The organism is Paraburkholderia sp. BL23I1N1 (assembly GCF_003610295.1).
GTDB lineage: Bacteria > Pseudomonadota > Gammaproteobacteria > Burkholderiales > Burkholderiaceae > Paraburkholderia.
Window position 1 is genome coordinate 552,560 of record NZ_RAPV01000002.1, and the last position, 14,621, is coordinate 567,180.

General features: G+C 62.7%; 12 protein-coding genes and 2 pseudogenes. 7 read left to right on the forward strand and 7 right to left on the reverse strand.

Going from position 1 to position 14,621, the window contains the following annotated elements:
- Position 1: 1 nt before the first annotated feature.
- Together B0G76_RS35120 and B0G76_RS35125 are read right to left on the reverse strand one after the other, a co-directional pair.
- Entirely contained in the window at positions 2–799 is a 798-nt protein-coding gene (locus B0G76_RS35120) for an endonuclease/exonuclease/phosphatase family protein (protein ID WP_120297364.1), read from the reverse strand.
- Between the two features lie 104 nt (positions 800–903).
- Positions 904–1,419 carry a hypothetical protein gene (locus B0G76_RS35125; protein ID WP_120297365.1) on the reverse strand — a complete coding sequence of 172 codons (516 nt, stop codon included), beginning with the start codon at positions 1,417–1,419 and terminating at the stop codon, positions 904–906.
- 293 nt (positions 1,420–1,712) lie between these two features.
- Here B0G76_RS35125 and B0G76_RS35130 point away from each other — a divergent pair, with 293 nt between their 5' ends.
- Both B0G76_RS35130 and B0G76_RS35135 read left to right on the forward strand, forming a co-directional pair.
- The gene (locus tag B0G76_RS35130) at positions 1,713–2,690 is read left to right on the forward strand and encodes an AAA family ATPase (protein WP_120297366.1); all 978 of its coding nucleotides are present in this window, start codon (positions 1,713–1,715) and stop codon (positions 2,688–2,690) included.
- A 417-nt stretch (positions 2,691–3,107) separates the two neighbouring features.
- On the forward strand, positions 3,108–4,214 hold the full coding sequence (locus B0G76_RS35135; RefSeq protein WP_120297367.1) for an NAD(P)/FAD-dependent oxidoreductase: 1,107 nt from the start codon (positions 3,108–3,110) through the stop codon (positions 4,212–4,214).
- An 18-nt stretch (positions 4,215–4,232) separates the two neighbouring features.
- Here the strand turns inward: B0G76_RS35135 and B0G76_RS35140 are convergent, their stop codons facing one another.
- Complete coding sequence (locus tag B0G76_RS35140; protein WP_120297368.1) at positions 4,233–4,415, reverse strand: hypothetical protein; 183 nt, start codon at positions 4,413–4,415, stop codon at positions 4,233–4,235.
- On the opposite strand from B0G76_RS35140, the gene B0G76_RS35145 reads away from it, so the two are divergent.
- Complete coding sequence (locus B0G76_RS35145; RefSeq protein WP_120297369.1) at positions 4,414–4,725, forward strand: high-potential iron-sulfur protein; 312 nt, start codon at positions 4,414–4,416, stop codon at positions 4,723–4,725. The genes B0G76_RS35140 and B0G76_RS35145 overlap by 2 nt on opposite strands.
- Positions 4,726–4,990: 265 nt before the next feature.
- Entirely contained in the window at positions 4,991–6,283 is a 1,293-nt protein-coding gene (locus B0G76_RS35150) for an MFS transporter (protein ID WP_120297370.1), read from the forward strand.
- Positions 6,284–6,307: 24 nt separating this feature from the next.
- Here B0G76_RS35150 and B0G76_RS35155 read toward each other — a convergent pair whose 3' ends face one another.
- Together B0G76_RS35155 and B0G76_RS35160 are read right to left on the reverse strand one after the other, a co-directional pair.
- Positions 6,308–7,828, reverse strand: a complete 1,521-nt coding sequence (locus B0G76_RS35155) for an amidase (RefSeq protein ID WP_120297371.1) — start codon at positions 7,826–7,828, stop codon at positions 6,308–6,310.
- A gap of 104 nt (positions 7,829–7,932) precedes the next feature.
- A complete protein-coding gene (locus tag B0G76_RS35160; protein ID WP_120298040.1) occupies positions 7,933–8,631 on the reverse strand; it encodes a dienelactone hydrolase family protein in 699 nt (232 codons plus the stop codon).
- A gap of 273 nt (positions 8,632–8,904) precedes the next feature.
- On the opposite strand from B0G76_RS35160, the gene B0G76_RS35165 reads away from it, so the two are divergent.
- The 3 genes from B0G76_RS35165 (at position 8,905) to B0G76_RS35175 (ending at position 12,745) form a co-directional block, all read left to right on the forward strand.
- Entirely contained in the window at positions 8,905–10,008 is a 1,104-nt protein-coding gene (locus B0G76_RS35165; RefSeq protein WP_120297372.1) for a nitronate monooxygenase family protein, read from the forward strand.
- A 433-nt stretch (positions 10,009–10,441) separates the two neighbouring features.
- Positions 10,442–11,587: a branched-chain amino acid ABC transporter substrate-binding protein gene (locus tag B0G76_RS35170; protein ID WP_120297373.1), complete on the forward strand. Its 1,146-nt coding sequence runs from the start codon at positions 10,442–10,444 to the stop codon at positions 11,585–11,587.
- 141 nt (positions 11,588–11,728) lie between these two features.
- Positions 11,729–12,745: a cupin-like domain-containing protein gene (locus B0G76_RS35175; RefSeq protein ID WP_120297374.1), complete on the forward strand. Its 1,017-nt coding sequence runs from the start codon at positions 11,729–11,731 to the stop codon at positions 12,743–12,745.
- A gap of 116 nt (positions 12,746–12,861) precedes the next feature.
- On the opposite strand, the pseudogene B0G76_RS35180 reads toward B0G76_RS35175, so the two are convergent.
- Positions 12,862–14,193, reverse strand: a pseudogene (locus tag B0G76_RS35180) (collagen-like triple helix repeat-containing protein); the annotation flags it as partial.
- Positions 14,194–14,391: 198 nt separating this feature from the next.
- Positions 14,392–14,586, reverse strand: a pseudogene (locus tag B0G76_RS45035) (hypothetical protein); the annotation flags it as partial.
- Positions 14,587–14,621: the final 35 nt, after the last annotated feature.

Here is a 14,621-nt window from a genome sequence, read left to right on the forward strand (position 1 = left end):
TTCACTCCACCCGCAACCGCGCCATATACGGCAAATGATCGGACAGCCACGCGGTTTCCTGCGTCGGCTGGATCCATTCGACCGGCGCCATCCCGCGCACGAACATCTTGTCGAGCGCGAGCGCGGGGGAGAAGGCCGGGAAGGTGCGGCCGGATTCGCCGAGCAGCGTGGCCACTTCCTGCAGGCCGTGTTCGGCGAAGAGCGGCACGGAGTCGTTACGCCAGTCGTTGAAATCGCCGGCCAGCACCAGCGGGCCCTCCGGTGCTTCCTTCGCGATCCAGTGCGCGATCCAGCTCATCTGCCGCAAGCGCGCCGAGCGCGTGAGCGCAAGATGCGCGCACAGCAGCGTCACGGAATGACCGCCGAAGGTCGCTCGCGCCACCAGCAGTCCGCGCTTTTCGAAACGATGCGCGGAGATATCCCAGCGTCCGCCGAGATCGAGCGGATGCGGCGACAGAATCGCATTGCCGTGCCGCCACGACGGCTTGAAGACGTTCGGCCCAAGCGCGATTTCGAGTTCGGCCGCGCGTGCGATCTCGGTGGCCTGACAATGCCAGACGTCGCTCAACGGATCGGCGATCGGCGAGCCGAAACTACTGGCGAGGATCGGCGAGGGCATGCGCCGCGCCATCGCTTCCTGTAAAAAATACGCGTCCGCATGGGTCGACTGAACCCAGCGCTGCATCGCCTGCCAGGCCTGAAAGCCGAGCGGCGTGCGGCCCTTATGCAGATTCCAGCTCACCGCGATGAAATCCTTGGGCGCGACGCTCTCGCGGATCAATTCTTCTGGGTTTCGCATGCCGCGTTGTCCACGTGTTCTGTTGGGGCTTCGGTTAGTCGCTTGAGTTTGCCTAAGTTTGCTTAAGCCGGCGTTAATTCGCGCGGGTTTGCCGCCGGGTTGCCTTAGCTCGGGCTGCTCGCAAGACTCGCACGCACGCGATAGACCAGGTTCGGATTCTTGTCGACGATCGTCCAGCTCGTCCACTGGCCGGCCGGCACCGTAAGGCCCGGATGGCTCGCGCTTACCTGTCGCGGTTGCGGCGGCAGCTTGCAACCGGTATCGGTTTGCTGCGCGGTGTCTTCTTCGAACGTTTCCTGGGCTTCGATCGACAGCGTGACCTCTTTTGCATCCGCCTGCAGCGGCGAGACCGTCAGCGTGCGCGTCAGATCGATGCTGCCGCCCGGCTGGTCCTTACAGCCGACGTTATGCTGCACCACCTTGTGATGCGTGTCCGTGCGCGCCTGGCCGACGGTGGTCGTGGCGTCGAATGAATCGATCTGCTGGCCGTCGCGCATGACCTGCAATTGCCATTGCACGACCTGTTGCGGCGACCCTTGTGCGTTCGCAAACAGCGAGGTGCCGAACAGGGCGGCGGCTAGCGCGGTGGCTGACACGGCGGCGATACTGGTTTTCCACATAAAAAGAGTCTCCGGTCTTTGCGTCCGGCAGAGTAGTCAGAGGGCCATCTTACGCCTGATGGGCTGAACGCTTTTCTGACACTTCAAACGGGACCGGGTTCTGCAATACACCATTTCAGGTGGGCGGGGAATCCTCATGGGCGCTTCCCCCGGGGCGTTGCCGGGAGCTGACCGTTGTTAGCAGCAGGGCCGCACGACTGCTGGCTTGCACACGAATATGTCGTCGTTACACTGGACTTGGAACGGCGCCGGCAAGGTACCGCAGCAGCAGGGCCAGTCAGACGGGGTAAGCCATGACAACAGCAATGGTCAAACAGGAAATCGCCGTGGCGTCGTTCAGCCGCGTGTACGACCTCGATCAGGTCGAGCACGCGCTGAACGATCTCGGTGAAGGCGCGAACGAGGCGCTGCGCGCCACTTACGAAAAGATGCTGAAAACCGGCAATATGCGCTTCTGCGTCAAGCCGAACCGGATGCCGTCGATCGACGATCTGATCGACGCGCTGCCCAACTTTTCAGCGCCGCTCGACGACATCCGCAAGCAGGTCGCCTTGTGCCTGGAGACCGAAGACCGGCTCGAACTGATGCCGATCCTGCTGCTCGGCGATCCGGGCATCGGCAAGACGCACTTTGCCAAGCAGTTGGCGCGGCTGCTCGGCACCGCCTATCAATACGTGGCGATGAGTTCGCTGACGGCGGGGTGGATTCTGTCGGGCGCGTCGTCGCAGTGGAAGAACGCGAAGCCGGGCAAGGTGTTCGATGCGCTCGTGAACGGCAGCTACGCGAACCCCGTGATCGCCGTCGACGAAATCGACAAGGCCACCGGCGATTCGCAATACGATCCGCTCGGCGCGCTGTACGCGCTGCTCGAACACGACACGGCGCAGACCTTCATCGACGAATTCGCCGAGATTCCGATCAATGCCGGTCATGTGATCTGGATTGCAACGGCGAATGACGAACGGTCGATTCCTGAGCCGATCCTGAACCGGATGAACGTGTACGAGATTCCGCCGCCGGATCATGACGGCGCACGCCGTATCGCTCAATCGATCTACGACGAGATTCGCTCGGCGCATAACTGGGGTCTGCGCTTTCCCGAAACGCTCGGCGACGCCGCGCTCGACGCGCTGAAGCTTGCCTCGCCCCGTGAAATGCGGCGCGCGATTCTTAATGGCTTCGGCGCCGCGCGCATCGACGGGCGCGATTGGATCGAGCCTGGCGATATCCGGCTGGACTACGGAAATCGACGGAAACCGATCGGGTTTTGAGGTTTTTTGCCCTTTTGGGGGCCAAAAAATCGCCTTTGAAGGATTTTTTGCGATCCCCAATCGGGCGTCTATACCGAAAACGCGATGAATGCTTCGGCAATTGTTTCTGATTACGAGGTGCTAGTGCAAGCCATCAAGCGGCGCCCGGCTCGCGCGAAGAATCGGGCGCAAGGAGCGTCGACGGCGTACACTAATCTTGTCCGGCCCAACCGTTTTAGACCTGCTCAAGACCGAATGCCCGCAGTCATCGCTGCGGGCATTTCTGTCTGTGCGGCGTCGTACAATTTTGTAAAGCGGTTGCGTAAGGCCAGGTGCGTTCGACAGCGAGCGGTGTGCGGTTCTCGATAGCCGTACCCTGTCTTCATGGTTATCGGGTGAACGAGGCAGCGCGCGGCGAAGTCGGCCGCGTCAAGGGACATGGATCAAATCGAATGTGTAGTGATCGGCGCAGGCGTGATCGGTCTCGCGGTGGCGCGCGCTCTCGCGGCGCGCGGGCGCGAGGTGATCGTGCTGGAAGCGGCCGAAGCGATTGGCGTAGGCACCAGTTCGCGCAATAGCGAAGTGATTCACGCGGGGATCTACTATCCGCGCGGCTCGCTGAAAGCAGCGCTTTGTGTGCGCGGCCGCGAGATGCTCTACGACTACTGCGTCGAGCACAACGTGCCGCATTCGCGCTGCGGCAAACTGCTGGTGGCCACCTCGCGCAACCAGATTCCTCAGCTTGAAAGCATCATGGCGAAGGGCCGTGACAACGGCGTGCTCGACCTGATGCGGATCAACGGCGACCAGGCACAAGCGCTCGAACCCGCGCTCGAATGTGTGGAGGCCGTGTTCTCGCCGCAGACCGGCATTGTCGATAGTCACCAGTTGATGCTGGCGATTCAGGGCGACGCCGAGCGCGACGGCGCGGTGTGTGCGTTCCATGCACCAGTCGAGGCGATCGAGGCGAGCAACGGCCGCTTCATCATCAAGGTGGGCGGCGGCGCGCCGGCCACGATCAGCGCCGCCTGCGTGATCAATAGCGCCGGTTTGCAGGCGAACGCGCTGGCGCGCAAGATTCGCGGCCTCGACGCGCGCCATGTGCCGCCGCTCTACCTCGCGCGCGGCAATTACTTCAGCATCTCGGGGCGCGCGCCGTTCAGCAGGCTGATCTATCCGATGCCGAACGAAGCTGGCCTCGGCGTGCATCTGACGATCGATCTCGGTGGCCAGACGCGCTTCGGTCCCGATGTCGAATGGGTCGACGCGATCAATTACGACGTCGATCCGCATCGCGCGGATTCCTTTTACTCGGCGATTCGCGCCTACTGGCCCGCGCTGCCCGACGATGCCTTGCAGCCCGCTTATGCGGGGATTCGTCCCAAGCTCTCCGGCCCGGGCGAGCCCGCCGCCGATTTCGTGATTCAAGGTCCGGCCGCGCATGGCGTGCGCGGGCTCGTCAATCTGTTCGGTATCGAGTCGCCGGGACTCACGGCCTCGCTGGCGATTGCGCAGCGCGTCTGCGAAGTGAGCGGGCGCGCCTAATCGTCGCACCCCGGGTTTTCACCCGGGCGCCTGCACTACGCGATCAACCGGCATGCCGCGCTCGATATTCGAGCGCGGCGTCGTACCAATTCGCTTATCTCTACCATTTGAGCGCTCACGCGCGACAGCTTCGTTGCTATCCTTGGGGACCGCTGTCATCAGAACGGCGATCAGTTCAATATAAATGGAGTGAGTCCCCATGAAATCTTCCCGTCGTACGTTTTTGATCACCAGCATTGGTGTGGCATCCACTTTCGCGCTGTCGCGCCAGGCTTTCGCCGACGCACCGAAGGTTGCCGAGACCGATCCGACCGCACAAGCGCTCGGCTACAAAGCCGACGCGACCAAAGTCGACAAGGCAAAGTTCGCAAAGTACGTTGCAGGCCAGGACTGCGGCAACTGCAGCTTCTATCAAGGCAAGCCGACCGACGCCTACGCAGGCTGCCCGATGTTCGCGGGCAAGCAGGTCGCGAGCACGGGTTGGTGCAGCGCATATAACAAGAAGGCCTGATCAAGCTCCAGCTGCGCGCGCATTCAGTGGCGCGGCAAGTGCGCTGCAACATGACGGCGCCGGACTACGGTTCAATCATCGAGGCGTCTGCCGTCCTGCACGGCAGACGCCTTTTTGCTGCTTGAAAACAGCTTGCGCGCTCTTTACACTCCATGCGATTGCGGTCAGCGCTGCCTTTTTCTTAGTCACTCTTCCAAGGCGCGCTAACGCGCATCTACGCTGAGACGCCGTACCACGCGACACTTTTCGCAGGCTGGAGATTCGAATGGCACCAGCGTCAAAGAGCCTCCACACACGCGCCGTCGCGGCGGCTGTGATCGGCAATGCGCTCGAATGGTACGACCTCACCGTGTTCGGTTTCCTCACGGTGGTGATCGCACAATTGTTCTTTCCGGCAAACAGCGACTATTCGTCGTTGCTGCTGACCACCGCAACCTTCGGCGTTGCATTTGTCATGCGGCCGATCGGCGGCATCGTCCTCGGACTTTACGCGGATCGCGCGGGACGCAAAGCGGCGCTGTCGCTTGTCATCGCGCTGATGACGCTCGGCATTCTGCTGCTGGCGATTGCCCCACCGTATTCCGCGATCGGCATCGGTGCGCCGTTGATGATCGTGCTCGGGCGTTCGCTGCAGGGCTTTTCCGCCGGCGGTGAATTCGGCAGTTCCACGGCTTTGCTGATCGAAGCGGCGCCCTTCTCGAAGCGCGGCTTCTACGGCAGCTGGCAGATGGCGAGCCAGGCGGCGGCGCTTCTGCTCGGTGCGGTGGTTGGTGCGTTGATCACGCACGGCCTTGCCCCCGAAGCGCTGAAGTCCTGGGGATGGCGCGTACCGTTCATTCTTGGCTTGATCATCGGGCCGATCGGCTTTTATATCCGCCGGAATCTCTCCGATTCCGAGGCCTTTCTGCATGCGCAAAAAACGGCGCGGCGCGCGACGCTTGGCGAAGTGTTCAGGTGCCATAGTCGCGATGTGCTGTGCGGACTCGGCGCGGTGATCGCGCTCACCGTGACGATTTACGTGCTGATCAGTTATCTGCCGACCTTTGCGGTCAAGCAGCTGAAGCTCCCCTGCGCGCAATCGTTTTACGCGGTGATCGTCGGCAATCTGCTGTTGACCGTGCTCTCGCCGCTCACGGGCGCGTGGTCGGACAGGATCGGACGCAAGGGGCTTTCGCTGTGGTCGCTGATCCTGACGCTCGTGATTATCTACCCGCTGTTCGCGTGGCTCGCGGCGGAGCCGAGCGTGTCGAAACTGATTCTCGTGCAGGCGCTGCTGTCGATTACGCTGTCCGGATACTACGGGCCGTTCGGCGCGTTGATCGCCGAACTGTTTCCGGCGAACGTGCGCTCGATTGGCTTATCGCTCGCGTACAACGCCGCGGTGGTGCTGTTCGGCGGCTTCGGGCCTTTCGTCGTGACGTGGCTCATCGACATCACGGGTTCGTCACTCGCGCCGACTTACTACGTGATGGGTGGACTGGCGTTGTCGATCGTCGCAGTGGCGTGCATTCCCGGCAAGCGGCATGCGGATCTCGATGCGCAACGCAAACCGGCTTGAGTCGATACGCCGAAGCCTTTTCTTCTAGCTGCGCGCCTGCATCAACGGCGGCCGTTTGTCGAACCACGGCCGCGCCGCTTCGAGTTGCGCGGCGAGGCGCAATAGCGTTGCTTCACCGCCATTGCGCGTGGCGAACTGCACGCCGATAGGCAACCCGCGCGCGTTCCAGTAAAGCGGCACCGACATCGCCGGTTGTCCGCTCAGATTGAACAATTCCGTGCATCCCGCCCATGCGAACGCCTTGTTCGACGCCTCGGTCAGCAGCTTCTTCATCAGAGGTTCGAGCGGTATCGTCGTGACGGCGCGCATCTGCATGCGCTCCGCGGAGGTAGGATGCATTTCGCCGATCTTGATCGGCGCGCCCGCGAGCGTTGCACACAAGAGCACGTCGTAGCGGTTCAGCAAATCGGTGAGACGTTCAGTAATGCGGCGCTGTTCTTCCAGCGCGCTGGGGAGGCCGCGCTCGCCGAGTTTGCGGCCGACATGCGCCATGGCCCACGTGGAGATTTCGAACTCGTCGCGCAGCGGTTTGCGGCCGGAGATGCGATCGGCGTTCAGTACCATTTCTTCCGCCGTCACTGACCAGAGCATCAGGAACGCATGGCGGACTGCCTCGAAATCGATCCCGAGCGACACCGGTTCGATGTTGTGACCGAGCGAACTGGCGAGTTGCGCGGCGTCGTCGAGCGCGGCGCGTGCGTCGGCCGAGAGCGAGGGCGCCAGCATCGATTCGGTGACGTAGCCAATGTTCAGCAGCTTGCAGGGCTCGCGGCTTGCGCCGAGAAAAGTGCCGGGCGCGCCGAGCGGTCTGTCTGCGTTGCCCGCCAGCAGGTCGAGCAGCAACGCGCTGTCGCGCACGCTGCGCGATACCGCGTGATCGATACCGAGCTCGCCGACCGCGGCGGTTGGCGTTGCGCGCGGCACGCGTCCGCGGGAAGGCTTGAGGCCGAACAGTCCACAACATGAAGCGGGAATACGGATCGAGCCACCGCCGTCCGATGCATGCGCGAGCGGCACGATGCCCGCGGCGACCGCTGCGGCCGCACCGCCGCTCGAACCGCCAGGCGTGTGGTCGAGACTCCACGGATTGCGGCACGCGCCGAACAGTTCGGGCTCCGTATAAGGCATCTGACCGAGTTCGGAGGTGCTGGTCTTGGCGAAAATGTTGAGGCCGGCCGCTTTCGCGAGCGCGACGACCGGTGCGTCCTCGGTAGGAATGAAGTGGCGATAGTGGCGGCTGCCCATCGTCATCCGCAACCCGGCGACCGCGGCGCCCAGATCCTTGATCAGATAGGGCACGCCCGCGAGCGCCGCTTGCGCACTCTCGCCATCCGGATGGTTCGCACCGTTCGCTCTGCTCGCATCGTCACGCGAGGCACGCTGACGCGCCGCGTCGTAATCCTTCAGGACAATCGCATTGATCGCGGGATTGACCGCCTCGGTGCGGGAGATCGCGATGTCCAGCAACTCGCGCGCGCTTGCTTCGCGGCTGCGAACCAGCTCGGCGAGGCCGATGGCGTCATGGGCAAGATAGTCTGATTGCACGACGGAGATGCCCTCTTGATCGAGTGTTGGGTCTGTCGGTTGCAGCCGCGAGTTGCTGACGTAAGTTTCAGCCGCGAGTTACCGCGCCGAGGTACAGCGGCGAGTTACAGCCGCTCCCCGAGGAAAGTCAGCGTGCGGCCATGCGCGAGCGCCGAAGCGTGCTGGTTATACGACGCGCGATCCGAGCAGTTGAAGCCGTGATCGGCGTTCGGATAAATATTGAATTCCGCATCGGCGCGCCCGGCGAAGCGTTCCTGAATCTGGCCGACAGCCGACAGCGGGATATGCGCGTCGAGCTCACCGTAGTGGAATTGCATCGGCACTTTGATCTTCGCGGCCTGATCGAGCTTGTTCTGGATGCCGCCGCCGTAGTAGGCAACCGCGCCGTCGAGCGAACCTTGGGCGGCTGCCAGATACGCGAGATGACCGCCGAAGCAGAAGCCGATCGCCGCAATCTTGCCGGTCACTTCCGGCATTGCGCGCAGCGCCGCGGCGGCTGCGCCGATATCGGCCACCGCCTGGTCGACGTTGGTCTTCTGCATCAGCTCGATGCCTTTCTCGCGATCCGCGCCGTCATAGGTCAATTCGACGCGCGGCTGCACGCGCCAGAACACGTCCGGTGCAAGCGCGACATAGCCGTCTTGCGCGTACTGATCCGCGATCGAGCGGATATGGCTGTTCACGCCGAAGATTTCCTGAATGATGATGACGGCCGGTCCCTTGCCGCCTTTGGGCAGCGCCAGATAGCCGCCGAAACTGTCGTTGCCGGCGGGAATGTCGATCCAGCGGGAAGTCGTGCTCATGTTGCTCTCCATTTACCCGTGCGTTGATGCGCGGGTCGGTCTGAATGAATGCCAGAGGCCTCAATGCCCGAGGCGGGCGGTCAGTTTGCCATCAAAAGAAACGCCTTGCAGCGAGGCCACGCGCGACCTGACGACGCCCGCCGCGCCACGACAATCTCGTAAGGTGAATGAAACATTCTCGATTATTCATTTTTCCATCCGCGCACGGCTCGGTAGAGTCAGCAGTCCTGGCTCGTCCATGTTGCGAGCGCATTGCCGGAGAGGAAATCGATCATGAATGAAGGCAGTTTTGTGACGCCGTTCGCGGCGCGTTTCGAGTTGCGGGTGCCTGTCGTGCAGGCGCCGATGGCCGGCGGCGCGACAACGCCTGCCATGGTCGCCGCAGTATCGAACGCCGGCGGTCTCGGCTTTCTCGCGGCCGCAGCGCTGCCGCCCGAGAAGATCGCGAGCGAAGTCGCGGCAATTCGCGCGCTGACGGATCGCCCCTTCGGCGTGAATCTGTTTGTGTTGGAGCCGGCTGCGCCGGACGAAGCCACCGTGCGTCACGCGCTGGAAGCAATCGATCCGTTGCGCGCGGACCTCGGTTTGCCGCCGGGCCAGCCGCTCGAACGCTATGCGCCGGATTTCCGCGCGCAACTGGACACGCTGATCGAATTGCGCGTGCCGGTGGCGAGCTTCACGTTCGGACTGCTTTCTGCGGATGATGTCGCCCGCCTGCATGCAAACGGCCTCTATGTAATAGGCACCGCGACGCATGTTGCCGAAGGCGTCGCCTGGCGCGATGCGGGCGCGGATGCCGTCGCCGCGCAAGGCGCGGAGGCGGGCGCGCATCGCGGTACCTTCATCGGCGCATTCGAGGAGGCGCTGGTCGGCACGATGGCGCTCGTGCCGCAACTCGTCGATGCAACCGGCCTGCCGGTGCTGGCCGCCGGCGGCATCATGGACGGACGCGGCATCGTCGCCGCGCTCGCGCTCGGCGCACAAGCCGCGGTGATGGGCACCGCGTTCCTCACCTGTCTGGAGAGTGCGATACCGCAGGCATGGAAAACCCGCGTACGTTCAATGTCCGACACGTCGACCTCCGTGACGCGCGCCATCACCGGCCGTCATGCGCGCGGCATACGTAATCCGCTGATGCAGCGTTTGAGCGAGTCGGCGCATCGGGTCGCGCCTTATCCGGTGCAAAACGCCTTGACCCAGGAACTACGACAAATCGCGAGCCGCGCGGATAACGGCGACTATCTGTCTCTATGGTCGGGCCAGGGCGCGCCGCTTGGCCGCAAGCGTCGGGAAGGCCTCGGTGCGGCGGAACTGGTGGGACAACTCGAAGAGGAATGGCATGCCGCGGCAGCACGGATCGCCGCGCTCAAGCGTTGATTCTGCATGACTCGGGCGCGCCTCGCGACTCCCTGCGACGCGCCTTATCTTTAAGCACAAAGCCTATTCGAAATATTAACGGTTTAACACGCTAAAAGCTTTAGGCTGCGCTGTTAGACGAAAGGCTCACCTAGCGGAAACCCGCATGGGCTGGTGCTTTCCAGCCTGTCCTTCCAGTCGGAATCGGCACCTGTTGGATAAACGCTATTAGTGTTCATCCCACTTCCTCAAAAAAGTCCCACAATTTAATTTGATGGCCTACACTTGCGCGCAAGTACGGTTTGCCGCCTGCCACAAACAGTTCGGTAAACGTGCTGGCCAAGTGCATGAACGATGCAACCGGCGTGGTCGTCCACGGGACTGAGCGACACGTGTAGGGAAGCGGGGGCACAGGGCGATTACGTTGTTTTTGGGACCGAAACTGGAGACTTACATGAACATCAAGATTCAAAAGCTGTTGCCGATCAGCGCTGCGGCCATGTTGTTTGCGTCGTTGGCAACCGGCGCGGTGGCGGACGAGGTCGTCAAGATCGGCCACGTTGCACCGTTGACCGGCGGTATCGCTCACCTGGGTAAAGACAACGAAAACGGCGCGCGCCTGGCGGTTGAAGAAATCAACGCCAAGGGCCTGTCGATCGGCGGCCAGAAAATCACGCTGCAACTCGACGCACAAGACGACGCAGCTGACCCGCGTACGGCTACGCAAGTCGCGCAGAAGCTGGTTGACGATAAGGTCGTCGCAGTGGTCGGCCACTTGAACTCGGGCACGTCGATCCCGGCTTCGAAGATCTATAGCGATGCAGGCATCGTGCAGATCTCGCCGTCGGCAACGAACCCGGCTTACACGCAACAGGGCTTCAAGACGACGTACCGCGTCGTGGCAACCGATGCGCAACAAGGTCCGGCACTGGCTAACTACGCATCCAAGACCATGAAGATGAAGAGCGTCGCAATCGTCGACGACTCGACCGCTTATGGCCAGGGTCTCGCCAACGAATTCGAGAAGACCGCCAAGTCGCTCGGCATGAACGTGATGTCGCATGACGCGACCAACGACAAGGCTGTCGACTTCCGCGCAATTCTGACGAAGATCAAGGGCGAAAACCCGGACGCGATCATGTACGGCGGTATGGACGCAACCGGCGGCCCGTTCGCCAAGCAAGCCAAGCAGCTCGGCCTGCGCGCGAAGGTGCTGGCAGGCGACGGCGTGTGTACCGACAAGCTGTCGGACCTGGCTGGCGACGCAACCGACAACATCGTCTGCTCGGAAGCCGGTATGGCGCTCGAGAAGATGGCTGGCGGCGCAGCGTTCCTCGCCAAGTATCAGAAGCGTTTTGGTCAGCCGATCCAGATCTACGCTCCGTTCACGTATGACGCTGTGTACATCATCGTCGACGCTATGAAGCGTGCGAACTCGACCGATCCGGCGAAGATCCTGGCAGCGATGCCGGGCACCGACTACAAGGGTGTGATCGGTGAAACCACGTTCGACTCGAAGGGTGACCTTCAGCACGGCGTGATCTCGCTGTACAACTACAAGGGCGGCAAGAAGACGCTGCTCGACGTAGTGAAGATGTAAAGGCCGCATGACCGAAGACAGCTTTGGTTGTCTTCGGTCAAGCAGTTAAAAGGCACGCGCGCCGCAAGGCTTGCGTGCCTTTTCTTTTGGGCATCCGCGTGCGAGGCTGACAGGTTTGAGAACATTGATTGGGAGAATGCCGTGACCACTGAGATCCGTTCGATCGATAACGGCTGGCGCCGCTGGATTGCCGAGAATCTGCTGCTCGACGCACCGCCGCCCGCCATGCACGGCGCACTGGTCGGACATGGTTTCGACCCGGCCGAAGCCGCGCGCGAAATCGAGGCAGCGCTCGCGAGTCCTTACTTCGAGGGTGCCGTGCGCTTGCGCAATCGTTTGCGCAAGCGCGAATGGATATTGTCGGTGTACAGCACGCTCAATCGGATGCGCGCTGGAAGCGGGGTGATCGAAAGGCGCGAACGTTTGTCGCGTGACGAGTTCTTTGAGCAGTACTACTTTCAGAACCGGCCGGTCATCATCACCGGTGCTTTCGATTTCTGGCCGGCGCGCACGCAGTGGCGTTTCGACTACTTTCGCGAGCGTTGCGGGGAGTGTGAAGTCGAAGTGCAGTTCGGGCGCGAGTCGGATGCGAATTACGAAATCAATCAGCCGAAGCTCAAGCGCATGATGCGCTTTGCCGATTATGTCGATCTCGTCGAGCGCGGCGGCCCGACCAACGATTTCTACATGACCGCAAATAACACCTCGCATAATCGCGCGGCCCTTGAGGCGTTATGGTCCGATGTGCCGGCCATTGGCGAATATCTCGATGCCGGATCGCCCGACACCGGTTTCTTCTGGATGGGACCGGCTGGGACGAAGACGCCGTTTCACCATGATCTGACCAATAATTTTATGGCGCAGGTGATCGGCCGCAAACTGATCAAGCTGGTTCCGCTGTCCGATACGCCGCATATGGCGAACATGCTGCATTGCTATTCGCAGGTGGACGGCGGTGCGATCGACTACGAACGCTTTCCGTCGATGCGCAATGCGCATTTGATGGAATGCACGCTCGAACCCGGCGAATTGCTGTTTTTGCCGATCGGCTGGTGGCATTACGTCGAAGGACTCGATGCATCGGTGACGATGACGTTTACCAATTTTCTGCAGCGTAACGACTTCTCGCGGGATTACGTTACGTATCACGAACTGTGACGGAACCCCTACCTGTCGCGACGATAAAAAAACGGCGAGCCGGTTGACCCGGCTCGCCGCCCCCCTTTGACGCTTGTTTTTATCGCGCCATTATTTACTGTCGTTATTCGTATTCGTCACTTCTTCGTCGTCAGACCGCCCAAACCGCCGAGCAAGCCGCCGCCCGTAGTTCCGCCGGCCGAGCCCGCCGTACCGGTCAATGCGCCGGTGACGGTGTTCAGTAGACCCGTGATCGGTGCAAGCGGATTGCTTGTGCCGCCGGAGCTGCCAGTGCCGCCCGAACCCGCCGCCGCCCCGAGTGCGCCTGTCAGCGACGACACCGCTGCCGTCACCGGGGCGAGCGGGTTACCGCTGCCGCCGCCCGTCGTGCCGCTCAATGCGCTGGTGAGCGAGTTCACCACGCCGGTCAGCGGTGCAAGCGGGCTGCCCGAAGCGCCGGAGACGCCACCGAGACTGCCGGTTACCGTACTTAGGACGTTGGTCAACGGCGCAAGCGGACTACCCGAGCCGCTGCCACCCGTCAGGCCGCCACTCAAGGTGCCGGGCAACGCGATGAGAATGCTGGTCAACGGCTGAAGTGGGTTGCCCGAAGCGCCGCCGCTGCCACCCGGATTCAGAATGCCGGTGAGGCCGCCTAGCGGGTTGCCGCTGCTCGAGCCGCCCGCGGTCAGCAGGCCGCCGGCGGACGTGACGGTGTCGCCGAGCTTGGTCACGACATTGCCGAGATTCTGGCCAATCGGGTTGTTGGTCGCGCTGCTGACCTGGCTGCCCGCGGTGTCGAGGCCATGACCGATGGTCGACAGCAGACCGTTTAGCGGAGCACCGAGGCCGGTCGTATCGCCCACGGTTTGGGTCGTCTGCGCCAGCGTGGTGGTGATCGGCGTGATCGCGGTGCTGACGGTTTGCGTCACTTGCTGGATCGGGCCGTTCGTCAACTGCGAGCCGAGTTGCGTGCCGAGGCCGCTGATGGCGTTGCCGAGCGTCGAGACCGTGCTGCCGAGCGGCGTGGTCAGCGGGCTGAGCGGCGCGGTGGGGCCGCTGCCGAGACTCGTCACGAGCTGGCCTGCGCTGTTGACGGGCTGGCCTGCGTCATAAACCAGGTTGCCGCTGCTCGCCAGCGTCGTGCCGAGCGGGTCCGTGGAATTGCCGAGCTGGCCGAGGCCGTTCACCGCGCCTGTGCCGACCGCTGTGACGCCGGCGCCGAGATTCGAGACGACGTTGCCAAGCGCGGTCGTGGTGGCCGGGTTCGCGCCGGGGATCGGCGTGAGACCGATCTGGCTGCCGATCGCGGAGACGGTTTGGCCGGTGGCGGTAACTACATTGCCGGTGTTCTGGACGACCACGCCGATCGGGTTGGCGCTGGATGGCGTCGGTGTCGGTGTCGGTGTGGGCGTCGGCGTCGGTGTCGGCGTGGGTGTTGGCGTCGGTGTTGGCGTCGGAGTCGGTGTTGGAGTCGGAGTCGGCGTCGGTGTTGGCGTCGGCGTCGGTGTTGGCGTCGGCGTCGGCGTCGGCGTCGGCGTCGGCGTCGGCGTCGGTGTTGGCGTCGGCGTCGGCGTGGGCGTGGGCGTAGGCGTGGGCGTAGGCGTAGGCGTAGGCGTAGGCGTAGGCGTAGGCGTAGGCGTAGGCGTAGGCGTAGGCGTAGGCGTTCCGCCTCCGCTTCCCGAGCCGGAACCCGAACCGCTTCCCGAGCCACCACCGACGCCGACGCCCGCACCGCCGCCGGCACCACTACCCGCCCCGCTCGGGACGGTAGGCTTGACCAACGTGCTTCCGCATCCGGTCAGAAAGATCATCGACGTCACGCACATGGCGATCGCCGACATTTTGAAATTGCGATTCATGGTCTGCTCCCCCGTAATCTGAAAATTGCTGGGGA